Annotated in this window: 23 protein-coding genes; 21 read left to right on the forward strand and 2 right to left on the reverse strand. The window is 46.8% G+C overall.

Going from position 1 to position 21414, the window contains the following annotated elements:
- The first annotated feature begins 91 nt into the window (after positions 1-91).
- From ccmA to CBE68_RS08745, 11 genes are read left to right on the forward strand one after another with little or no spacing between them, the layout of a single operon-like run.
- On the forward strand, positions 92-721 hold the full coding sequence (ccmA, locus tag CBE68_RS08695; RefSeq protein ID WP_087505697.1) for a cytochrome c biogenesis heme-transporting ATPase CcmA: 630 nt from the start codon (positions 92-94) through the stop codon (positions 719-721).
- Positions 718-1383 carry a heme exporter protein CcmB gene (gene ccmB / locus CBE68_RS08700; protein WP_087505698.1) on the forward strand — a complete coding sequence of 222 codons (666 nt, stop codon included), beginning with the start codon at positions 718-720 and terminating at the stop codon, positions 1381-1383. The genes ccmA and ccmB overlap by 4 nt, the downstream gene beginning before the upstream one ends.
- Before the next feature lie 3 nt (positions 1384-1386).
- The gene (locus CBE68_RS08705; protein ID WP_087505699.1) at positions 1387-2127 is read left to right on the forward strand and encodes a heme ABC transporter permease; all 741 of its coding nucleotides are present in this window, start codon (positions 1387-1389) and stop codon (positions 2125-2127) included.
- Between the two features lie 32 nt (positions 2128-2159).
- Complete coding sequence (gene ccmD / locus CBE68_RS08710) at positions 2160-2333, forward strand: heme exporter protein CcmD (RefSeq protein ID WP_229744715.1); 174 nt, start codon at positions 2160-2162, stop codon at positions 2331-2333.
- Positions 2330-2821, forward strand: a complete 492-nt coding sequence (gene ccmE / locus CBE68_RS08715) for a cytochrome c maturation protein CcmE (protein ID WP_087505701.1) — start codon at positions 2330-2332, stop codon at positions 2819-2821. Before ccmD ends, ccmE begins: the two co-directional genes overlap by 4 nt.
- Complete coding sequence (locus CBE68_RS08720) at positions 2821-4797, forward strand: heme lyase CcmF/NrfE family subunit (RefSeq protein WP_087505702.1); 1977 nt, start codon at positions 2821-2823, stop codon at positions 4795-4797. The genes ccmE and CBE68_RS08720 overlap by 1 nt, the downstream gene beginning before the upstream one ends.
- Positions 4794-5324: a DsbE family thiol:disulfide interchange protein gene (locus tag CBE68_RS08725; protein ID WP_087505703.1), complete on the forward strand. Its 531-nt coding sequence runs from the start codon at positions 4794-4796 to the stop codon at positions 5322-5324. The genes CBE68_RS08720 and CBE68_RS08725 overlap by 4 nt, the downstream gene beginning before the upstream one ends.
- Positions 5325-5326: 2 nt before the next feature.
- Entirely contained in the window at positions 5327-5806 is a 480-nt protein-coding gene (locus tag CBE68_RS08730; protein ID WP_087505704.1) for a cytochrome c-type biogenesis protein, read from the forward strand.
- Positions 5803-7092, forward strand: a complete 1290-nt coding sequence (ccmI, locus tag CBE68_RS08735; protein ID WP_087505705.1) for a c-type cytochrome biogenesis protein CcmI — start codon at positions 5803-5805, stop codon at positions 7090-7092. The genes CBE68_RS08730 and ccmI overlap by 4 nt, the downstream gene beginning before the upstream one ends.
- Before the next feature lie 24 nt (positions 7093-7116).
- Positions 7117-7920, forward strand: a complete 804-nt coding sequence (locus CBE68_RS08740; protein WP_087505706.1) for an MlaA family lipoprotein — start codon at positions 7117-7119, stop codon at positions 7918-7920.
- Between the two features lie 26 nt (positions 7921-7946).
- Positions 7947-9095: a response regulator gene (locus CBE68_RS08745; RefSeq protein WP_087505707.1), complete on the forward strand. Its 1149-nt coding sequence runs from the start codon at positions 7947-7949 to the stop codon at positions 9093-9095.
- A gap of 7 nt (positions 9096-9102) precedes the next feature.
- On the opposite strand, the gene CBE68_RS08750 is transcribed toward CBE68_RS08745, so the two are convergent.
- A complete protein-coding gene (locus tag CBE68_RS08750; protein ID WP_087505708.1) occupies positions 9103-9420 on the reverse strand; it encodes a DUF6170 family protein in 318 nt (105 codons plus the stop codon).
- 97 nt (positions 9421-9517) lie between these two features.
- Positions 9518-10939: a peptide MFS transporter gene (locus CBE68_RS08755; protein ID WP_087505709.1), complete on the reverse strand. Its 1422-nt coding sequence runs from the start codon at positions 10937-10939 to the stop codon at positions 9518-9520.
- Between the two features lie 497 nt (positions 10940-11436).
- Here CBE68_RS08755 and CBE68_RS08760 point away from each other — a divergent pair, with 497 nt between their 5' ends.
- From CBE68_RS08760 to rfbB, 10 genes are all read left to right on the forward strand, one after another.
- Positions 11437-12549: a hypothetical protein gene (locus CBE68_RS08760; protein ID WP_087505710.1), complete on the forward strand. Its 1113-nt coding sequence runs from the start codon at positions 11437-11439 to the stop codon at positions 12547-12549.
- Positions 12550-12625: 76 nt separating this feature from the next.
- On the forward strand, positions 12626-13042 hold the full coding sequence (locus CBE68_RS08765; protein ID WP_143824519.1) for a hypothetical protein: 417 nt from the start codon (positions 12626-12628) through the stop codon (positions 13040-13042).
- A gap of 10 nt (positions 13043-13052) precedes the next feature.
- Positions 13053-14888, forward strand: a complete 1836-nt coding sequence (locus CBE68_RS08770; protein WP_087505712.1) for a polysaccharide biosynthesis/export family protein — start codon at positions 13053-13055, stop codon at positions 14886-14888.
- A gap of 3 nt (positions 14889-14891) precedes the next feature.
- A complete protein-coding gene (locus tag CBE68_RS08775; RefSeq protein WP_087505713.1) occupies positions 14892-15680 on the forward strand; it encodes an ABC transporter permease in 789 nt (262 codons plus the stop codon).
- Complete coding sequence (locus tag CBE68_RS08780) at positions 15677-16333, forward strand: ABC transporter ATP-binding protein (protein ID WP_087505714.1); 657 nt, start codon at positions 15677-15679, stop codon at positions 16331-16333. Before CBE68_RS08775 ends, CBE68_RS08780 begins: the two co-directional genes overlap by 4 nt.
- Positions 16330-17793: a hypothetical protein gene (locus tag CBE68_RS08785; protein ID WP_087505715.1), complete on the forward strand. Its 1464-nt coding sequence runs from the start codon at positions 16330-16332 to the stop codon at positions 17791-17793. The genes CBE68_RS08780 and CBE68_RS08785 overlap by 4 nt, the downstream gene beginning before the upstream one ends.
- A 56-nt stretch (positions 17794-17849) precedes the next feature.
- Positions 17850-18734, forward strand: a complete 885-nt coding sequence (gene rfbA, locus CBE68_RS08790) for a glucose-1-phosphate thymidylyltransferase RfbA (protein WP_087505716.1) — start codon at positions 17850-17852, stop codon at positions 18732-18734.
- Positions 18735-18748: 14 nt separating this feature from the next.
- Positions 18749-19300 (forward strand): dTDP-4-dehydrorhamnose 3,5-epimerase, encoded by a 552-nt coding sequence (rfbC, locus tag CBE68_RS08795; protein WP_087505717.1) that lies wholly within the window; start codon positions 18749-18751, stop codon positions 19298-19300.
- A gap of 103 nt (positions 19301-19403) precedes the next feature.
- Positions 19404-20285, forward strand: coding sequence for a dTDP-4-dehydrorhamnose reductase (rfbD, locus tag CBE68_RS08800; protein WP_087505718.1), 882 nt, complete (start codon positions 19404-19406; stop codon positions 20283-20285).
- Between the two features lie 16 nt (positions 20286-20301).
- A complete protein-coding gene (gene rfbB / locus CBE68_RS08805; protein ID WP_087505800.1) occupies positions 20302-21387 on the forward strand; it encodes a dTDP-glucose 4,6-dehydratase in 1086 nt (361 codons plus the stop codon).
- Positions 21388-21414 lie beyond the last annotated feature (27 nt).

Consider the following 21414-nt stretch of genomic DNA (forward strand, 5'->3'; position numbering starts at 1 on the left):
GGCTCACTCTGGTCACTTGTTGGGTGATTTTTTTAGCCCAGCGATGTTATTATCCTAGACAGCTAAAATTATTGGATCAGAAATATAACAAATGCTTGAAGCGCGCCGATTGAGCTTGGCCCGCCAATCCAGACAACTATTTAGTGACGTTAGCTTTTCCTTAGAGCCGGGACATGCGCTGTTACTGCAAGGACGAAACGGTGCCGGTAAAACCAGCATGCTGCGAATCCTTGCCGGGCTTGCTCGCCCAGATGAAGGTAACGTTTGTTGGCATGGTAAGGTCATCTCACAGTCTCCCGACTACCTCGAATCTTTGTTATATCTTGGTCACCATGCGGCGGTTAATACCGAACTGAGCCCGACCGAAAATCTTCGCTACCTGTGCGCACTTCATAACGACGATAGCGCTTCTATTGACGACATTCTCAGTGCCGTTGGTTTAGCAGGTTATGAAGATATCCCTGCGGGCCAGTTATCTGCTGGCCAACAACGACGCATTGCCCTCAGCCGGTTGTGGCTATCGAGCGCGCCTCTTTGGATTCTCGATGAGCCGCTAACTGCACTCGATGTCAGAGCGGTTGCAGGTCTTGAACGACGTTTTAAGCAGCACTTAGAAGATGGTGGGATGTTAATAGTAACCACTCACCAACCCGCTATTTTACCGGAACATGCAACGCAACGATTGGAGTTGTCAGGGCTCGATCTGGAGGCCGAGACATGAGTCCTTTGCTGGAGACAATGCGTCGCGAAACGCTACTAGTGATGCGGAAAAAGTCCGATGTATTGAATCCATTGGTATTTTATTTATTGGTCATCAGCTTATTTCCTCTTGGCGTTGGGCCAGCACCGGAAACATTGGCCCGTATTGCGCCCGGGGTTATTTGGGTTGCGATTTTGTTGAGTGTGATGCTCTCGCTTGAACGACTATTTCGCGATGACTATCGCGATGGTTCCCTCGAACAAATGTTGCTGTCGCCGCACGCTGGTGCTGGCTTGGTGCTGGCAAAAGTACTCAGTCATTGGCTGATGATTTGTGTACCTATGTTGGTTCTCTCGCCGTTGGCGGCATTGTTGATGGGGGTTAGCCTCAAAGCGTTAGTTGCGATGATGTTGAGTTTATTGGCGGCAACGCCGGCATTGAGCATGATTGGCGCCGTTGGCGCGGCGCTGACGGTTGGCGTCGGTCGCAGTGGCGTGTTGCTGAGTTTGTTGATCCTTCCTCTGTTTATTCCTGTATTGATCTTTGCGACGGCTGCAATTGATGCCGCGGCAATGTCACTACCTTATTTCGGGCAATTGGCGTTGCTTGCTGCATTCTCTGTTGCGGCAATAACACTGGCGCCGTTTGCCGTCATCGCAGCGTTAAGAATAGGTGTGCAATAGCTTATGTTTAAGTGGCTTCATCCCTACGCAAAATCGGAAAACTTGTACCGTTTGAGTGGTAAATTTTTGTTCTGGTTTGGTTGGCTTGGATTTGTTGGTGCCATTATCGGTACTGTTTGGGGGCTTGGGTTTACCCCGGCTGATTATCAGCAGGGCGATAGCTTCCGCATTATCTACCTTCATGTGCCAACGGCAATGCTGTCAATGAGTGGCTACTTGGGAATGGCAATTGCGGCATTTATTGGCACTGTGTGGCAGCAACGACATGCTGATATGACCGTCATAGCGATTGCCCCTGTCGGTGCCGTTTATACCTTTTTGGCCTTGTTTACCGGTGCGGTATGGGGCAAACCGACTTGGGGCACCTACTGGGTATGGGATGCGCGCCTGACCTCGGAATTGATTCTGCTGTTTTTATACTTAGGTGTCATTGCTCTGTACTACGCCTATGAAGACCGGCGCAGCGGCGCTCGGGCAGCGGCAATATTGGCGATGGTCGGGGTTATTAATGTTCCGATCATTCATTATTCGGTTGTTTGGTGGAACTCATTGCACCAAGGCGCGACGATTACAGTATTTGAGAAACCTAAGATGGATACCAGCATGTTATGGCCGCTGTTGATTAATATCGTATCTTTCGGCCTCATCTTAGGGGCCTTTACCTTGATGCGATTGCGCAATGACTTGCTGATGAAAGAAGGACACCGTCCTTGGGTGAAACAAGTTCTTGAGGGGAAACACTAATGGCCTTCGATAGTTTTGCTGAGTTCTTACAGATGGGCAAACATGGTTTTTATGTCTGGTTGTCTTATGGCGTTGGACTGGGCGCATTGTTGCTTTTATGGTGGCACTGTTGGTCCACTCGTCGCAAAATAGTAGCCGGTATCAAAGAATTTGAAGCCCGCCGCCAGCGCCGGAAAACCTCTAAAACTACGGAGCGTGTACTATGAATCCTCGTCGTAAAAAGCGTTTAGCGACAACTCTAGCTGTGTTGGTTGGGTTGGGAGTTGCCGTTGGCTTTGTACTGTTCTCGATGACGCAGAATATTGATTTGTTCTACACCCCATCAGAAATCATTAATGGTAAGAATGAAACTGGCGTAAAGCCGCAAATCGGCCAGCGCCTCCGCATTGGCGGGATGGTTTTGCCAGGCAGTGTTAGGCGTGATCAGAACTCATTGAAAGTTAGTTTTGACCTGTTTGATCAAGGCCCGCTGGTAACGATCGAATACGACGGTATTTTGCCGGATTTATTCCGTGAAGGTCAGGGGATCGTTGCCAATGGCGTGTTGACCGGACCAACCACCATTAAAGCTCACGAGGTGTTGGCCAAGCACGATGAAGAATACATGCCACCCGATGTTGCCGAAGCAGTCGGTAAGGTACATCCCAATGGTGTCGGTAACAAAGCCGCCGAACAAACTGGAGGCGCTTACTGATGATTGCTGAATGGGGTCATATAGCCCAAATTTTGGCGCTAATTGTTGGCGTATTGTTGGCCATCATTCCGATGGTTGGTAGCTATCGTGGTTGGCTGAATTGGATGCAGATGGCACGACCATTAGCACAGTTACAGTTTCTGTTGGTTGCGATTGCTTTTGCTGCGCTTTGCTATGCCTTTGTGCAGGACGATTTTACCCTCAGTTATGTCGCCCAAAACTCCAATTCTAAATTGCCTTGGTATTACAAAGTATCCGCCGTTTGGGGAGCTCACGAAGGCTCACTGCTACTATGGATTTTGATGCTCTGTGGCTGGCAAGCAGCGGTATCAATTTTTAGTCGCGCTTTACCTTTGGTGGCAATTGCCCGAGTGCTTGCCGTCATGGGCATGATTTCGGTCGGTTTTCTGGCGTTTATTCAGTTTACATCGAATCCATTTGAGACCCTGCTGCCGTTCTATCCGGTCGATGGCCGAGACCTCAACCCTTTGCTTCAAGACATCGGCCTGATCATGCATCCGCCAATGCTCTACATGGGCTATGTTGGTTTCGCTGTGGCCTTTGCGTTTGCTATCGCAGCATTGTTGTCCGGCCAGCTTGATGCCGCGTGGGCGCGTTGGTCACGTCCTTGGACTTTAGCTGCTTGGATTAGTTTGACTATTGGTATTGCTCTGGGCAGTTGGTGGGCTTACTACGAACTCGGCTGGGGCGGTTGGTGGTTCTGGGATCCAGTTGAAAATGCCTCATTTATGCCGTGGCTTGCCGGCACCGCATTGATTCACTCTCTGGCGGTTTGTGAGAAACGCGGCGTGTTTAAGTTGTGGACTGTGTTACTGGCGCTGTCAGCGTTCTCACTCAGTTTGCTAGGAACCTTCCTTGTCCGCTCCGGGGTGTTGGTCTCGGTCCATGCGTTTGCCAGTGATCCAAGTCGCGGTTTGTTTATTCTTGCCTTCTTGTTCTTGGTTGTTGGTGGCTCTCTGGCACTATTTGCTTGGAAAGGAGCCGCGATTAAGAGCCGTGGACAATACGACTTGATGAGTCGAGAGACCCTGTTGTTGGGCAATAATTTATTGTTAGTAACAGCAACTCTGGTGGTGCTGGTTGGTACTATTTGGCCGTTGATTCACAAAGAAATTGGCTGGGGCACCATCTCTGTTGGACCGCCGTTCTTTAATCTCATTTTCTCCATTTTGATCGTACCTTTTGTGTTTTTGTTGGGGGTTGGGCCGCTGGCTCGTTGGCGTCGCCAGCCAATCGGGCAGCTCCGTCAAAAACTCCTATTTGCCATTGGATTAAGTGTCAGCGCTGGGATCTTACTCAACGCCGTATTTGGTGATGTTGAGCATTTCCATGCCGCACTTGGAGTGGTGATGGGGTTGTGGGTGGTGATATGTACCATTCAAGAGATTTTGGCTAACCAACGTGGCAATGACTCGTTAATCAAAGCGCTCGGCAAAATGTCTCGCAGTCACTGGGGAATGGTGTTTGGCCATTTAGGCTTTGCCATTAGCGTCATTGGTATTGCCCTTACCAGCACCTACACCACTGAAACTGATGTTCGTATGCAACCGGGTGACAGTCAGCCGTTGGCAGGTTACACGGTGCGCTTTGATCAAGTCGGCCAGTTACAAGGACCCAATTATCGAGGCACTGGCGGTGAGTTTTCGGTGTGGGATGGCGATCGAAAAGTCGCTCAGCTTCATGCCGAGAAACGTCAGTATTTAGCTTCTGGCTCGGTGATGACTGAAGCGGCGATTGATGCCGGCCTGTTCAGAGATTTGTTCGTTGCCCTTGGCGAGCCGCTCGGTGGGGACGCTTGGGCGGTACGATTGCATTACAAACCATTTGTTCGTTGGATTTGGTTAGGTGCCTTGGTGATGTCCTTTGGTGGAGCATTGTCGATCTGTGATCGTCGCTATCGACTTGCTCGTCGCCGTCAACCAAGCCAAATAACGGCGCAGGAAGTTGCAGGATGAATAAACGTATATTTCTATTGCTACCGCTGTTGGCCTTTATTGCCGTCGGGGTGTTTTTCTATTCCGCGTTGTTCTCCGATCCGAGGGAACTTGAGTCTGCACTAGTGGGTAAGCCGGTGCCTGAATTTCAGTTGCCGGATCTTCTTAATCCGCAACAGCAAACTGATGTCGACAGCTTTGGTGAAGGCCCTTACTTACTCAACGTTTGGGCAACTTGGTGCCCGACGTGCCGAGCGGAGCACGAGTTTCTCAACACGCTTGCCGCTCAGGGGGTGAAAATTGTTGGTCTTAACTATAAAGACGAACCAGCCAAAGCCCGCCGTTGGTTGGCGCAATTGGGCGATCCCTATGTGCTAAACGTTCTGGATTACGAAGGTACCTTTGCCATCGACTTGGGAGTTTACGGGGCCCCCGAAACTTTTATCGTCGATCGTCAAGGCATCATCCAGTATCGTCATGTCGGCGATGTTAATGCTCGAGTTTGGCAGGAAAAACTCGCTGACTTGTATCGCCAGGCAGGAGAATAGTGATGATCAAGTTCTATCGATTCTGCGTCGCCTTGATTGCCGTTTGCTGGACTGTATCGGTTCAGGCTGCGATTGATGCCTATCCGTTTGAGGATGCTGCCAAAGAAGCTCAATTTCGTGAGCTTATCAATGAGATACGTTGCCCTAAGTGTCAAAACCAAACCATCTCCGATTCTGATGCTGGATTGGCCAAAGACTTAAAAGACAAAACCTATGAAATGGTTCAACAAGGCGCCAGTAAAGAGCAAGTTATTGACTATATGGTGCAGCGCTATGGTGACTTTGTTCATTACCAACCGCCGATCAAACAATCCACTTGGGTGCTTTGGTTTGGTCCGTTTGTGTTCTTATTGATTGCGGTCATTGGTGTCGCAGTAATGATTGCCAGAAAGCGTTCACCTAAGGCTGCTGTCGGCCAATTAACCGATACCGAGAAAGCTCGCTTGGCTGAATTAATGAAAAAGGATGACTCAAACTCATGACGTTGTTTTGGATAGGCGCGTTACTCATTCTAGCCATAATGGCTGTGCCCTTTGTATTGGTCGCTGGCAGACGTGCAAAGGCTGTTGGCTTGACTCAGTTGGAGCTCAATCGCCACGTGTTTGAACAACGTCAGCTGGAGATTAAGCAGCAGTTTGAACGCGGAGAAATGACCGAACAAGAGTTCCAACAGCTGAATTTGGAACTGCAAACCAACTTGCTTGACGACACCGAAGAAATGACCGCTGAGCGAAGCGGCAATGGTGCAGTTTGGCCCATGTGGGGATTGTTTGGTGTTGGTGTTGTTGCTGCGGTCATCATGTACGTGTTCATGGGCAATCAAGACAAGGTGGAGCAGTGGCAGCAAAGTATGGTGCAAATGCCTGAGCTAGCTCAGCGCTTGATGCAGCCAGGGGATAATCCGCTCAGTAATGAGGAATTGGAACTGTTTGCGCTGGCGTTGCGAACGCAACTCAATGACAAAGGCGATGACGCTATGGGCTGGCTGTTGTTTGGTCGCATTCAAATGTCTTTTGGCCGTCTAAATGAAGCGACCGAAGCATTTGTTAATGCTCTTCATCTAGAGCCCAGCAATAAAGCGGCAAATTTAAGTTATGCCAAGGCACTAGCAATGTCAGCTGAGCCTGCCAAGCTTGAATACGCCAAAAGCATTTACCAGCGCCTATTGATTGAATCACCGACAGATCTCGATGTGTTGAGTGAGCAAGCATTCACTTTGTTTGAAGCTGGTGACCGCGCTGCAGCATTTGCCAGTTGGGAGCGAATGTTAGAAATTATTCCGGCCGATAGTCCCCGTCATCAACAGATCACTCAGACGTTGGCAATGCTTAAATCGCAACAGCATGGCGTCAACCCTCATGCTCAACCAGCATCAGCGCCGGAGGCGCAACAACAGCAAACGCCGGCCAGCGATGCAGATGAAGTATCTGGCCTAAAAATCGATGTTACTGTATCTGCAGGCCAAGATATCGAGTTCCCTGCGGATAGTTTCCTTGTCGTTTATGCGCGTGCTGTACAAGGGCCGCCAATGCCAATGGCAGTCAAGCGCATGCCGATGCCGAGCTTGCCGCTGACACTGCAATTAACCTCAGCGGATGCCATGATGGACAACTACTCGCTTGGAGCGGTTGAACCATTTGAAGTGGTTGCCCGAGTCGTAAAAGGTGCCAACGTAGCCACCGCCGACGCACTTTTTGAGGCCGTTGGTAGTGAATTGCGTAAACAAGATTTACCGACTCAGGTAAACTTGACCCTTCAAGGGCAGTAACAGAACAGTCAAAGGAAACAAAGTATGACGACGCTACGATGGGGTAGTGTGCTGGTCGCGTTATTGGCAACATTTAGTGCCAATGCGGGCTATGAAAATGCGCAGGTACAAGAGCGCGAAGAGATCCGCCGAGAAGCTTACTATGCCAATCGGATTTACGATCCGCGTGATCCGTTGGAAGACATGAACCGGGCGTTTTATCACCTCAACTTCAACATTATTGATCCTTACGTTTTTCGGCCTTTGACCGTCGCTTATGTTGAATATGTGCCCGAGCTTGCTCGCGAGGGCATCAATAACTTTGTTCTCAATTTTGAGGAGCCATCGTCGGCCGTCAACAATCTGCTGCAGGGCAAGGGTGGTGATTCAGCCAATAATGTTGGTCGCTTTGCGGTGAATTCAACGATTGGCATTCTTGGCGTTATCGATGTTGCAAAATACATGGGAATGGAGCGCAAACTCGACGAATTCGGTGAAGTGCTTGGTTACTATGGCGTCAGTGACGGTGCCTATTTAATGTTGCCGGTTATGGGACCCTCATCGGTTCGCGAGGAAGTCGGCGACTATGTTGATAATTCCTATTGGCCTTTGTCGAAGATTGGTTTTTGGCCTAAGCTGTTGATGAATACCTTTAAGGGCTTGTATGCAAGAGCGCAGCTACTAGAGCAAGAAAGTTTTCTGGAAACGAGCCTAGACCCTTATGCGGTGGTAAAAGAAGGCTATTTCCAACGTGTGCGCTACCAAGTGTATGACGGCCAGTTGCCGGACGTTGAGCCTGAAGATGATGCATTTTTGGAAGATTACCTCGACGAAATCGATTCGATGTAATTTTGCCTTAACACTCGGAGCAAGGTTTGAGCGACAGTCCCATCAACCTAGGTCGAATATTAGTAGTCGATTCAGACCCTGCATATCGACTCCAGTGTTTTGAGATTTTTTCCGCATACGGTTATCAAGTCGAGCTTGCTGAGTCAGTTGCCGAAGGGCTCGATTGTTTTTACTCCGGTCGGCCTATTGCCGTTTTTTGCGAGCTTGACCTTAGCGACAGCAAAGGTGTCGAGCTGCTCAAGTCAATTCGCAAGTCGGATAAGAAAACACCATTCGTGGTATTAGCGCAAGAAGCGAACATGGCCGGTGCCCTGTCGGCACTCCGTCATGGCGCCCAAGACTTTATTACCAAGCCGTTACCCGACCCCTCGATTCTGCTTCACACCTTACAGGGGTTGTTGATCCACGACGAACAACACCAGCAAGATGAGCTTGAAATTGCCATCAGTGAATTGCGCTATAACCGCGAAGAGCTGCGTCGCGACCAAGCAATGGCCAGCTTGTTCCAAGCTAGTTTATTACCTCAGCAACAGTTTGATATTGGCCGTTTCCGTATCTCTTGGCGGATGCCACTTAAACCCACTCCCAATCGTTATTTTCTTGATGTGTTTTCGCTCTCAGAGCGACATACATCATTTTACATTGCTGACTTTGGTGATGATCCCGTCGAAGCCGCATTTGCCAGTGGCGCGTTGAAAGTTGTCTTTAACGAGGCTCTTCGAGAGTTCAATCATGACTCCGCCAATATGCTGCAACACCCTGAACAAGTGATGTCATGGGCTCGGTATTATTTGAGTTCGTTGAACTTAAAAGAGACGCCGTCATTGGTCTATGGCTTGCTGGATGCAAAACATGGTCGCATGAAATGGGCTAGCGCAGCATTCGACAAGGGGCCATACGTTTGGTTCGATGCCGCCACTCAAGCACTGGCTGACCCGGGCCCTTCGCTTCACAACTCGATTGCTCACGAGCCGGTTTATAACTGCAATGAGTTTTCCGTCGATGAACAGCGACCTTTAGTGTTTAGCCATCTTCCGGAACAACAGCTATTGGCAATCGCTCAGCAGCCGAGTTCTGTCAAGCTGCCAGTCCAAGTCAGCGATGTGTTAGCGCAGCCACTGGCCAACAAAGTAGCTGGCGATGTGTTTAGCCTCGTCGTCGGCCGCCATTCTTAACTGTTTCTCAGTTGTCGTCCTCATCTGCTTTACTGTTCTCATAGGCTTTAATTGCTTCTGGCCAGTGTTTCGCTGCGAACAAAATATGTATTGGCCGAGCTAACAAGCTGAAAGCCAACAAAACCAAGATAACACCAGCTAACGCCAAAAACGGGCCGAGTTGTGCCAACAGAAAAAAGGGTGGCACAAACAATAGTAGTTTGATGATGTTGAGACTCGCCTTCTCAGGAGGGGTAAGGCGCTTCAAGGCGATATTGAGGATCGCAACGCGCTCTAACGGGCGATAGCGTTGTAACTCGGTAACTTGATTAAGCGATAGCGGCATAACATCCCCTTTTATCTATTCCTAATGATCTTACGCGGATGGCGTAAAAGAGGGCTGCACTTGCAGCCCTTTTTGCGGTTAGATGATAGCGACAGTCTTATTGATGTTGACCCGCTGTTTCTAACTCTTCTTCAAGCTTATCGTGGCTGGTACCTTCAGCGCCGTGCATCCAATAAACTAACTTATTGGCAAACAAGAACAAGATAATGCCTGAAATGGTTGCAGTGATAGCAATACCGGCGAAAATTGATAGCGCGTTATCTACCATGTTGGCTTCATCACCGTGACCAATAAATGAGCCAACGAAGCCAGCAACATAGTTTGCCAAACCGGTAAAGAAGAACCAGGTTCCCATCAACAGTGATGCCAAGCGCAGCGGAGCCAACTTAGTGACCATCGACAAGCCAATCGGTGATAAGCAAAGTTCGCCCATTGTATGGAAGAAATAAGCACCTACTAGCCACATCATGCTGGTTTTCACATTGATGTCGCCGCCTTGCTGCATTGTTGCGCCAATCATGAACACAAAACCGATTGCGAGCAAAACCAAACCCATACCAAATTTGACCGGAGACGTTGGCTCTTTGTCACCCATACGAGTCCAAATCATAGCGATGATTGGGGCACATATGACGATGAAGAATGGGTTAAGTGATTGGAACCAAGTGGTTGGTACTTCAAATGACCCCAAGTGACGATCTGTAAAGCGATCGGCATAGATGTTCATCAAACCGCCAGCCTGTTCAAAGCCAGCCCAGAAGATAATGGTGAAAACACCAAGAATGAAAATGACCTTAATACGATCAAATTCTTCTTTAGTCAGCGGCGCTTTGCGCTCTTCAGTTTGCTGTTGCTTAGAGAGCGTGGCAGCAGGAACGGTACCAATGTCTCCGAGGAGCTTGCGGGCGAAGGTCAGTTGAATAATCAATGACAGCACCATACCAGCACCGGCGCAAGCAAAACCAGCTTGCCAGCTACCGCCAGCCGCAGCTACGACACTACCAACGACGATGCCTGACAGGAACGCACCAACGTTAATACCCATGTAGAAGATGGTAAATGCACCGTCGCGGCGGTGATCGCCTTCTTCATACAGGTCGCCAACCATGGTTGAAATGTTTGGCTTAAACAGGCCGTTACCAGCAACGAGTAAGGCCAAACCAATGTAAAACACGGTGACTTCTGCGCCCGGAACCCAAGCATGCGGCGCAGCCAAAGTGAACTGACCGGCTGCCATTAGCGCACCACCAATCAAAATGGCTTTACGCTGCCCTAAGAAGTTGTCGGCCAACCAGCCACCAATTAGTGGTGTCAGGTAAACAAACATAGTAAATGTGCCGTAAAGGCTGAGCGCGTCTTTTTCAGACCAGCCTAAACCATGCGCTTTATCGACAAGATATAAAACAAGAATGGCCCGCATGGCATAGTAGCTAAATCGCTCCCACAACTCGGTGCCAAACAACAAGAACAAGCCGGCAGGATGGCCGAACATGGTCTTATTGGTAGGTAGTTGACTCATGTTAATAGATTCCCAGTTTTCGGTAGTAGTAAAACAGTTTTTGTAGTTATATGACGTGCGTAAGGCACATTATCGCGAGCATGGTTATACAGAAAGCCAGTCTCGATTTCAATTGATGGGCTGAACGGATAACAGAAATAGCGACTTGTTAGAAGGTGGGATGTTGAATAAGATCGCATTAATTTCTGTTTCAGTGACATCAAGAAAAACTCGCTTTTAACGCTTAATTTTGGATTTTAGTTTGACATATTGGCGTTGAGAGACGATGATTTGGGACGGAAATCACAGAAATGACCCCACTGTAAACCAGTGAATTACGAGGGGCGTGTTTGTGAATGAGCATGGAATGCATCAGAAGATAAAGGATATCGCTACCACTGAGTTGTTGCGAACAATCCAGTACTAAGATCTGATTTCAATGTACTGAAGGTGGTTGGATGTAATCAAAATGCTGTTTGAGTAGTTGGCATCTTGTTGAGGCATCAAAGGGTTTAGGAATGCAAGTAGATTGGGTTTTGTTGCTGCAAGTACTTTTACTTACAGCTTTTACCACGTTCGTTATCATAGAGTTCGTCACGCCACTTGCTGTTAAGCTTGGTTTGGTCGACCGCCCAAATAATACCCGTAAGCACCACGTTGGCGATGTGCCATTGGCAGGCGGTATCGCTGTATTTATCAGTACTGCTGTTGGCTGCATTTTCTGGCTGGGCGCTTCCGTTGACATAATGAAGTTCTACCTCCTCGCCTCTTCCTTCGTAGTCTTCGTTGGTATCTTGGATGACAAATACGAACTCAGTGTGAGAGCGCGTTTAGTCGGACAAACAATTGTTTCATTTCTTATCGTGGTTGGCGCTCAAACCCATTTGTCTTCTCTCGGCGACTTGTTTGGTTTTGGCGATATCACGCTAAACCCATCTGCCGCATTCTTGTTAACGGTGTTTGCTGTTTTGGCCGTTATTAACGCTTTTAATATGCTTGATGGAATGGACGGGTTGCTCGGTTGCGTGAGCATAGTCCCTTTGATGTCAGCAGGCTTGTTAATGATGAACAGTGCCATGCCGTATCAATGCCTCGTGTCGCTAATCATTGCTAGTGCTATTGTGCCGTTTCTGGTTTACAACATAGGCGTCCCTGGCAGTAAAAACTTAACCAAGATTTTCCTCGGTGATGCAGGTAGTATGTTTCTTGGTTTGAGTGTCGTGTTCCTGATGATCAGTGGCTCTCAAGGTGAACAGGTAGCCTTTAATCCTGTTACCGCGCTCTGGCTAACGGCCATTCCTCTGATGGATCTAGCAACGGTGACTGCGCGTCGAATATACAAACGCAGCCCAATTTTTAATGCTGATAAAGAGCACTTACACCATGTGTTAATGCGAGCTGGGTTTACTCGTAAGCAAATCCTGTTGTTGGTTATGAGTTCATCGTTACTATTTGCAGTCATAGGGGTTTTGGGCCAAAAAGCGGGTATGCCTGAGCCTCTAATGTTTGGTGCATTTTTAGCGTGCTTCGGTTGTTATGCAGTACTCATCCACGGCCGCATCCGTCAACACAAATTTCTCACTTTTTTGGCTGGCCTCTTAAATCGACGTCGCCAAACTGAGTTCAGTTAAGCTATCCCTTGTTTCCTCTTATATTGACGCGTTATAGTCGTCACCCAATTAAAGTGGCGTCAGTCCAGCTGTTACTATGCTCGACGACGAGCTTTTAGACAACGGATTGATACGAAAGATATTCCTCATGAACAAGCTTGTTTCTATCGGCTGTATAGCTATAGGTTTTGCCTTAAGCGGCTGTGCCAGCCCTCCGCCAGAAGTTTCGGCTTCAGTACCGTTACTCTCCTCTGATGCAACTTTTGATGCTGATTACTTAAGTCCCCAAGTCTCATCGCAAATGGATGTTGCGACTCCTGGTGATGTGGTCGTGCGGCAAATCGGAGACCTGACTGTACTTAGCGGCTATCAGTCAGCACTTGGCTTAGAGTGTAAAAAGTTACTGGTTAACGCCCCTCAATTTAAGCCCTATAAAACAGCAGCTTGTAAAAATGCTCAAGGCTGGTTTCTCACACCAAGTCTGATGCCCGTTGAAGCCACCGATACTCAATAGGAAGCCGACTATGCGCCCGTATCGCTCTCAAGCGTTGTTAGCAACCCTGCTGCTTATCGTGGTAGGCCCATTGCAAGCCCAAACGTTAACCCCCGACCAGATTGCCACTTTGCAACAACAGCAACGAGAACAAGGCAATTCATCTCAAACTGGGTTGCAAGGTCCGCAAGCTAACTTCACTAATGGCCTGCTTAACCAAGACCTCAATCAACAGGTGACAACCAACCAAACGCTTCAGCAAGGCCAGTACCAAAATTCTGCAAGGCAAGGTGTCATGTTGCCCGGTGAGCAACGTATTGAAATGCTGCTGCCGCCATCGGAACTCGGCGTTCCCGCGCCATACGGTGCTAACCTGTTTGCTGGTGGTTACGAAAGTGAACGCATCGATGGTTTAAACGATGATTACCTAATTGCTGCCGGTGACAAAATCAATATTTGGATGTGGGGAGCGGTCAACTTTTCACAAATTGTCACGGTCGATAATCAAGGCAATATCTTTATCCCTAATATTGGCCCAATAATGGTTGCCAACACCAGAGCCAGCCAAGTCAACGCTTTAGTCACTCAGCAAATAAAACGAATTTATCAAAAGAACGTTCAGGTCTATGTCAATTTGCTGACGGCAACCCCAGTCAGTGTTTATCTTGCTGGTCCTGTCGTGCGCCCTGGTCAATATGCCGGTATGGCCTCGGATAGCATTCTTTACTTCCTTAAACGCGCCGGTGGTATTGATGCCGATCGCGGTAGTTACCGACACATTAAAGTTTTACGCAACGGCAAAGCGGTGGTTCGCTTTGATTTATACGACTTTATGCGCAACGGCCAATTGCCTGGCTTCACCTTTAAAGACAAAGACGTGATTTTGGTTGAAGCACAAGGGGCAACGGTCACGGTGGTGGAAGGCGCTCGTAATCCGTTCCGTTTTGAATTTGCCAATGAATTTGCTTCAGGCCAAGAGCTAGCCACTTACGCCAGACCTTTGGCAAAGATTTCTCATGTTGGGGTGATTGGCACTCGCAACGATGGCCCTTTTTCGGTGTATATCCCATATCAGGAGTTTGCTCAATTCCAATTAAGCGACGGCGATCGGCTGATGTTTAATGATGATTGGGACCCTGAAATCTACGATGTGCAGGTCTCTGGTAGTCACCTAGGCCCGTCGTATTACACCGTGCGCAAACAAACTCGCCTCTATGACTTGTTAAGCCACATCGAAATTGATCCTGTTCTGACCGACTTCAAGAACATTTATGTACTTCGCCAGAGCGTTGCCCAAAAACAAAAAGAGATGATTGATCAATCGCTCGACCGGTTAGAGCGAAGTGTCTATACCGCGCCGGTTCAGTCAACAGGTGAGGGCTCAATTCGCGCCCAAGAAGCGGCATTAGTTACCGATTTTGTGAGGCGCGCCAAGCAGATCCAACCGCTTGGTAAAGTAATTGTCTCTGAACACGGCAAAATCGCTAATATTTTGCTGGAGCAGGGCGACGAAATTGTTATTCCGCAGAAATCCGATTTAGTCCATATCGGCGGTGAAGTCCTCATGCCGCAATCGGTGGTGTTCAACGATCAGGCGAGCATTGAAGATTATGTTGCTTGGGCTGGCGGTTATACTGAGCGGGCCAATTATGAGCGCATTTTAATCGTTCACGCCAATGGTCTATCAAGTTTTGTTGGCGATGGCAGCAATCATTGGATGGCGGGTAGTAGCCCACGGGTGGAATTAAAACCGGGCGACCAAATTTTGGTGTTACCAAAAATCGATGCCAAGACCTTACAGGCAGTCAAAGATATCACCCAAATTGTTTATCAAATCGCCATCGCTGCTAACGTGGTGTTGGATTAAACTGTGGCTGAAATAAAGCGTAGAACAACGTTGCAAATATGGGGCGATGTCATATTCGCCCTATTTATTCGTGAATTGCGAAGTAAATTCAACGATAAATTTGGTATAACCTGGGCACTAGTTGAACCTCTCTCGTTTATCCTACTATTGTCATATGGTCGAACTTTAATTACCGGCGGTGACGAAGTTCATACCATGCCCGCTTTCAGTTTTATGATGTATGGCATGTTATTGGTACAACTCTTCCTTAACGTGTTGGCAGCATCTGCTGCAGCGATTAAGCGAAACAAGCCCCTTTATGCTTTTCGACAGGTACAACCAATAAGTGCAGTAATCTCTGCCACTTTGCAAGAAGCCCTTATCAAACTATTTGTTTATGCGGCGATTATTCTCTTCATGTTCTTTGTGGTAATCGAGATCAGGATGGACAATGCACTAGTGTTGGGTTTAGTGATTTTTCTGCTGGTTCTTTTTACGGCTAGCTTAGGCTTGTTATTTGGGCTCGCAGAGCTGTATGTTGAGGAAGTTCAAAAAGTACGGCAGATTATCACTAGGCCAATATTTTTCATCTCCGGTGTGTTTTTTAGCCTTCAGGATATGCCACAGGAGTATTGGCCATATCTGAACTGGAACCCGGTTCTTCATGCTATCGAGCTATCTCGGCAAGCGGCGTATCAGTCTTTTGGAGCAAAAGGAGTCGACCTTTCCTTTCTCGTTTTCTCTACGCTAATAATGTTGTTTCTTGCTCTTAGCTGTTACCGAGTGTTCTGGAAGGGGGCTATCAGCCGATGATTAGCCTGCAAGGCGTAACAAAATACTACCCTTCAAAGCTAGGTAACCAATACATCTTCAAAGATCTATGGTTTGATATTCCTGAAGGGCAAAATATTGGCTTGTTGGGCTCCAACGGAGCCGGTAAGTCAACGTTGTTTAGAATGTTGGCAGGAAGTGAATACCCCAATCGAGGGCAAATCCAAACGAATCTTAACTTGTCTTGGCCAGTAGCTTTAGCTACAGGCATTCATCCCCAGATGTCTGGACGAGAAAACACCAGGTTCATTGGTCGGGTTAATGGTGTTATCGACTTGGATAGTTATGAACAAAAAGTACGAGACTTTTCTGAATTAGGTAAACGTTATGATTTGCCAGTGAGAAGTTATTCAAGTGGCATGAGGGCTCGTCTAGCTTTTGCTTGCTGTATATCCATAAACTTCGACATTTATTTGATTGACGAAGCATTATCTGTTGGTGATCCCAAGTTTAAAAAGAAAGCACGAGAATCCATGATCGAAAAGAGTAAAAAAGCCAACTTGATTATGGTTAGCCACGACATCGATGAAATTCGATTTTTCTGCGATAGTGCGATCGTAATTGATAAAGGAAATTTAGATTTCTATAACGATCTAGAAGAGGCGATCTCAGTTTATCAAGGTGAACACCGATGAGCGACTTAGGCTTAGTTAATGAACGCTTTCGAGAGCTTAAAAGCTCTCTATCTTCTGAGCAATGGGGGGATGCAGAGTATCTGTTGGTAATGTCAAAGAGTTTGAGAACAGAAGATATCGCAATGTCTTTTCGTTTGATACAACGCGTAAAAAACTTAGCGCCTAGTCACCCTGAAGTAACAAGTCTGCTCCCAGAAATTCGAAGGGAATTTAAACAGAATTACCCCGATGCGATGAAAGTATCTAGTCGTACACTTGCCCGAAGAAATGTAAGCATGAAACTAAAAGACTTGATAAAAAAAACGCCCGCAAAAAGTCAATCTTTATGGTCAAAGATTCCAAAGCGTTATCAAACACCAGTTTATTTATGGGTTGTATTGCCGTTGCTTTGCTTTGCGTTTTACCAGTTGATATGGGCATCAGATCGCTTTGAAAGCCAGTCTCAAGTCATCGTAAAGCAGCCCGACTCCTCATCATTGATGGACCCGGCAATGGCATTACTCACGGGGATGGGGGTGCCAGCCTCGGGAACCGATGTTTACTTAGTAGAACGCTATATCTATTCACGTGACATGCTGAATTATTTGGAAGCTCAACTTAACGTTAAGGATCACTACCAAAGCAAGTCAATCGATCTTTTTAGCCGGCTGCATTCTTGGCATAGTCGGGAGGACTTTGCGGATTATTATCGGCAGCACATCAGCGTAGAAGTCGATTCACTTTCCTCAGTTATTACCATCAGGGTTCAAGCTTATTCTGCTGATTATGCTCAAGCTCTTAACAATGAGTTAGTTCGCAGAGCAGAGTGGTATATCAATAGCGTTGGCCACTATATGGCGAAAGAGCAGATGGCGTTTATGCAGCAAGAGCATGAAGTTGTGGAAAACAAACTCCGAGAAGCTCAAAACCGCCTATTGAGTTTTCAAGAGCAATACAATCTGCTCGATCCTGCCGCAGAGGGGATGGCATTGCAGGAAATTACTTATAGCATTGAAGCGCAACTATCAGTAAAACAAGCGGAGCTCAAAGCTCTGAAAACAGTTATGTCCGATAGCGCGCCTGAAGTTATTTCGGCATCATCGGAAATCGAAGCCCTATCTGAGCAGCTAAAACTAGAACGTAATAGGTTATCTCCCAATAAAAAAATCGATATGACAAGAGCTGCAGGCGACGATATACCGCAGTTGTCTGTTGGAGAAATATTGGCGATGTATAGTGACCACAAAGTTGCAATGGAACTGGCTCTTCAAGCATATACTTCATCATTGGTCTCTCTTGAGAAGGCCCGAATCGAAGCTTACCGTCAACTTCAATATTTGGTTACGGTAGAAACAGCAACTCAGCCAGAAGACGCTAAGTACCCGATGGCATCATACAACATTCTGCTATTCGCGCTTGTTTTACTGATGCTATTTGGCATCGGGAATATTATTAGAGCAACAATTCGAGAGCTTGCTTGAATACAAAAAATGAGATTTTGACGTGATTACCAACCGTAAAAAATGGAGAGAGTGTTTTGCCGCGTAAAGGAATAGTTTTAGCTGGGGGCTCTGGAACTCGCCTACACCCTTTGACTCGAGTCATTAGCAAGCAGTTGATGCCTGTTTATGACAAGCCCATGATTTATTATCCAATCTCAACTCTTATGTTAGCTGGGATCCGAGATATTTTGCTTATTTCGACGCCAGAAGAATTGCCCAGATTTCAGGAGTTACTGGGAGATGGAAGCCAATGGGGACTTAATCTTCAATATGTCGCGCAACCTTCTCCTGATGGTTTGGCTCAAGCCTTTATTTTAGGGCAGGACTTCATTGGCAGCGATCCCAGCTGTTTAGTGCTAGGTGATAACATTTTTTATGGTCATGGCCTCACAGAAAGCCTCAAGCGAGCAAATGGTGCAAGTCATGGAGCAACTGTGTTTGGTTATCATGTTCATGATCCAGAGCGATATGGTGTTGTCGAGTTTGACAAAGAGGGGCATGCTATTTCGATTGAAGAAAAGCCGCCCCGGCCCAAGTCAAACTATGCGGTTACTGGCCTTTATTTCTATGACAACCAAGTAATAGACATAGCGAAATCGATTAAGCCATCTCCACGTGGTGAGCTTGAGATCACAGACGTTAACATGATCTATTTAGAGCAGAAGCAATTGAATGTCGAAGTTATGGGAAGGGGGTCTGCTTGGCTAGATACAGGAACCCATGACTCATTATTGGAAGCTGCTAATTTTATTTCCGCTATCGAAAAGCGGCAAGGCCTAAAGGTATGTTGCCCAGAAGAAATAGCTTATCGTTTCGGTTATATTGATGCGCAGCAAATTGAGCAATTGGCGCAGCCATTGATGAAAAATGGCTATGGAAAATACCTTATGGCCATGCTTAAAGACGATGTTTTTATCTAAGGGGCAATATTCACATGAACTATGTAAAAACAGCCATTCCTGATGTTTTGCTGCTTGAGCCTACCGTATTTGGTGACGAACGAGGCTTTTTCATGGAAACATTTCGAGCTGATGAATTTGCCAAACAAACCGGCGCGAGGGCTTTTATCCAAGATAATCACTCTAGATCGTCACGTGGCATTTTAAGAGGCTTGCATTACCAAACTCAGCAAACTCAAGGAAAACTGGTTCGAGTAGTGCAAGGCGAAGTATTTGATGTGGCAGTGGACATGCGCCAAAATTCGCCAACTTTTGGTAAGTGGGTTGGTTATTTGCTATCCGCTGAAAACAAGCGTCAGTTATGGGTACCAGAAGGCTTCGCACACGGCTTTTATGTAACAAGTGAAACTGCAGAGTTTGTTTATAAATGCACTGACTATTATGCACCAGAGTATGATGTGTCTGTTAAATGGGATGATCCAGAAATTGGCATTGAATGGCCTCTTTTCGAAGAGCAAGCGCCTCAATTGTCTGAGAAGGATTTGAATGGCAAAAGCTTCCAAGAAGCACCTAAATTTTTACTTTAGGATTAGTCGTTATAACAAATCGTTCGCCCAGAACTTGTCTAAGGTGGACGGGAAATAAAGGCTGTTCGTCCTAAGCTCGTCAAAGGATGATCAGAAGGAAATTATGAAAGTACTAGTGACAGGAAAAGGCGGTCAGTTAGCTTGGGAGTTGGCTCAAACTAAACCTGAATTTGTAGAACTTGTCGAGTTAGGTATTGAAGATCTAGATATAACTGACAGCGAAGCTGTCGGTACCCTAATCGCAGAGATCAAGCCAAATGCTATTATCAACGCCGCAGCATATACTGCTGTTGACAAGGCCGAAACAGACTCAGAACTAGCATACGCCGTCAATCAAAAAGGTGCTGCCAACTTAGCTAAAGTAGCAAAGGAACTGAGTGCTAAATTACTTCACGTTTCTACCGATTTTGTCTTCGCAGGCGACAAAGTTACGCCTTATCAAGTGGGGGACGAGCCTTCTCCATTGGGCGTTTATGGTGCGTCTAAATTGGCTGGAGACCAAGATGTAGCGAACATTATCGGTACTCAAGGCTTAATTGTACGAACAGCTTGGGTTTACTCGGCAAATGGCAATAACTTTGTCAAAACCATGCTGAGGCTGATGGCTGAGAAAGAGCAATTGGGAGTTATTTACGATCAGGTAGGTACGCCAACTTGGGCGAAGGGCCTCGCAAAATGGCTCTGGAAAACGCTGGAGCAAGATTGGCAATTCGAACAGTGCCCAATTTTTCATTGGACGGATGCAGGGGTAGCATCGTGGTACGACTTCGCAGATGCTATTCAAGAGCTAGGTATAGAGAAAGGTTTTTTAAAAAAATCTATACCGATTTCTCCCATTCCGACCTCTGCATATCCTACTCCCGCAAAGCGCCCATCATTTAGTGTGCTAGATAAAACCGAGTCAGAGCAATTTACTAACATATCCACAATTCACTGGCGCAAACAGTTAAGTAGCATGCTCGATGAGCTCAAAGGACAACTTTAAGGTTATTAAAAACAAAATGAATCAACGCAACTTATTGGTCACCGGTGGCGCCGGCTTTATTGGCGTGAACTTTGTACATTATTGGTTGGGTCAGCACCCAAACGATAAAGTTATTGTATTGGATGCACTCACTTATGCAGGCAATAAAGCCAGTTTAGATCCTGTTATTGAAAACCCTAATTTGACGTTTGTTCATGGGGATATTTGTAATACTGAATTAGTGGAATCTCTGCTCAAAGACCACTCTGTTAACACCTTGGTTCACTTTGCGGCCGAATCTCATGTAGATCGCTCCATCACAGGGCCTGATGCTTTTATTGAGACGAATATCTTGGGCACTTATAGCCTGCTCAAAGCTGCAAAGAAAGTTTGGATCGATCTGCCAAAAGAACAGGGCAAAGAGCCTTTGGCGCATCGCTTTCATCACGTATCAACTGATGAAGTGTACGGAACACTTGAGCCAAATGATCCGCCATTTAAAGAAAACAACCCATACGAACCAAATTCACCTTACTCAGCAAGTAAAGCAGCTTCCGACCATTTGGTACGTGCTTACCACCATACTTATGGTCTTCAAGTAACAACGTCAAACTGCTCAAATAACTACGGACCTTACCACTTCCCAGAGAAGTTAATCCCGCTAATCATCACAAATATTTTGCAAGATAAGCCATTGCCTATCTACGGTGATGGCCAGCAAATAAGAGACTGGCTATATGTCGAAGACCATGCTAGGGGAATCGAATTGGTTCTAGACCAAGGACGGGTAGGAGAGAACTACAATATTGGTGGCCATAACGAATGGGCAAACATTGATATTGTTAAGTTAGTCTGCAAGCTAATGAATGAAGCGTTTGAAGCTGATAGCAACTTAGCAAATAAATATATAAGTGCTAAAAGTGCGATTGCTGGAAATGCGGAGCAACTTATCACATTTGTGACAGATCGAGCAGGTCATGATCGCCGCTATGCAATTGATGCAACGAAAACAAATAATGAGTTGGGCTATAAGCCTGCGGAGTCTTTTGAAACAGGGATAAGAAAGACTATAAGCTGGTACTTGTCTAATTCCACCTGGTGGCAAGGCCTCCTAAATAATTAATACAATATAGAAACGAATAATAAGGTT

Source organism: Neiella marina, assembly GCF_002165625.1.
GTDB lineage: Bacteria > Pseudomonadota > Gammaproteobacteria > Enterobacterales > Neiellaceae > Neiella > Neiella marina.

Excerpts from the sequence above, each read along its gene's own strand:
- ccmB (WP_087505698.1), top strand. The coding sequence starts at position 718 with ATGAGTCCTTTGCTGGAGACAATGCGTCGCGAAACGCTACTAGTGATG.
- rfbD (WP_087505718.1), top strand. The coding sequence starts at position 19,404 with ATGAAAGTACTAGTGACAGGAAAAGGCGGTCAGTTAGCTTGGGAGTTG.
- rfbC (WP_087505717.1), top strand. The coding sequence starts at position 18,749 with ATGAACTATGTAAAAACAGCCATTCCTGATGTTTTGCTGCTTGAGCCT.
- CBE68_RS08780 (WP_087505714.1), top strand. The coding sequence starts at position 15,677 with ATGATTAGCCTGCAAGGCGTAACAAAATACTACCCTTCAAAGCTAGGT.
- ccmE (WP_087505701.1), top strand. The coding sequence starts at position 2,330 with ATGAATCCTCGTCGTAAAAAGCGTTTAGCGACAACTCTAGCTGTGTTG.
- ccmA (WP_087505697.1), top strand. The coding sequence starts at position 92 with ATGCTTGAAGCGCGCCGATTGAGCTTGGCCCGCCAATCCAGACAACTA.
- rfbB (WP_087505800.1), top strand. The coding sequence starts at position 20,302 with ATGAATCAACGCAACTTATTGGTCACCGGTGGCGCCGGCTTTATTGGC.
- CBE68_RS08770 (WP_087505712.1), top strand. The coding sequence starts at position 13,053 with ATGCGCCCGTATCGCTCTCAAGCGTTGTTAGCAACCCTGCTGCTTATC.
- CBE68_RS08785 (WP_087505715.1), top strand. The coding sequence starts at position 16,330 with ATGAGCGACTTAGGCTTAGTTAATGAACGCTTTCGAGAGCTTAAAAGC.
- CBE68_RS08725 (WP_087505703.1), top strand. The coding sequence starts at position 4,794 with ATGAATAAACGTATATTTCTATTGCTACCGCTGTTGGCCTTTATTGCC.
- ccmD (WP_229744715.1), top strand. The coding sequence starts at position 2,160 with ATGGGCAAACATGGTTTTTATGTCTGGTTGTCTTATGGCGTTGGACTG.
- CBE68_RS08760 (WP_087505710.1), top strand. The coding sequence starts at position 11,437 with ATGCAAGTAGATTGGGTTTTGTTGCTGCAAGTACTTTTACTTACAGCT.
- CBE68_RS08765 (WP_143824519.1), top strand. The coding sequence starts at position 12,626 with ATGCTCGACGACGAGCTTTTAGACAACGGATTGATACGAAAGATATTC.
- CBE68_RS08730 (WP_087505704.1), top strand. The coding sequence starts at position 5,327 with ATGATCAAGTTCTATCGATTCTGCGTCGCCTTGATTGCCGTTTGCTGG.
- CBE68_RS08740 (WP_087505706.1), top strand. The coding sequence starts at position 7,117 with ATGACGACGCTACGATGGGGTAGTGTGCTGGTCGCGTTATTGGCAACA.
- ccmI (WP_087505705.1), top strand. The coding sequence starts at position 5,803 with ATGACGTTGTTTTGGATAGGCGCGTTACTCATTCTAGCCATAATGGCT.
- CBE68_RS08720 (WP_087505702.1), top strand. The coding sequence starts at position 2,821 with ATGATTGCTGAATGGGGTCATATAGCCCAAATTTTGGCGCTAATTGTT.
- CBE68_RS08750 (WP_087505708.1), bottom strand. The coding sequence starts at position 9,420 with ATGCCGCTATCGCTTAATCAAGTTACCGAGTTACAACGCTATCGCCCG.
- CBE68_RS08755 (WP_087505709.1), bottom strand. The coding sequence starts at position 10,939 with ATGAGTCAACTACCTACCAATAAGACCATGTTCGGCCATCCTGCCGGC.
- CBE68_RS08705 (WP_087505699.1), top strand. The coding sequence starts at position 1,387 with ATGTTTAAGTGGCTTCATCCCTACGCAAAATCGGAAAACTTGTACCGT.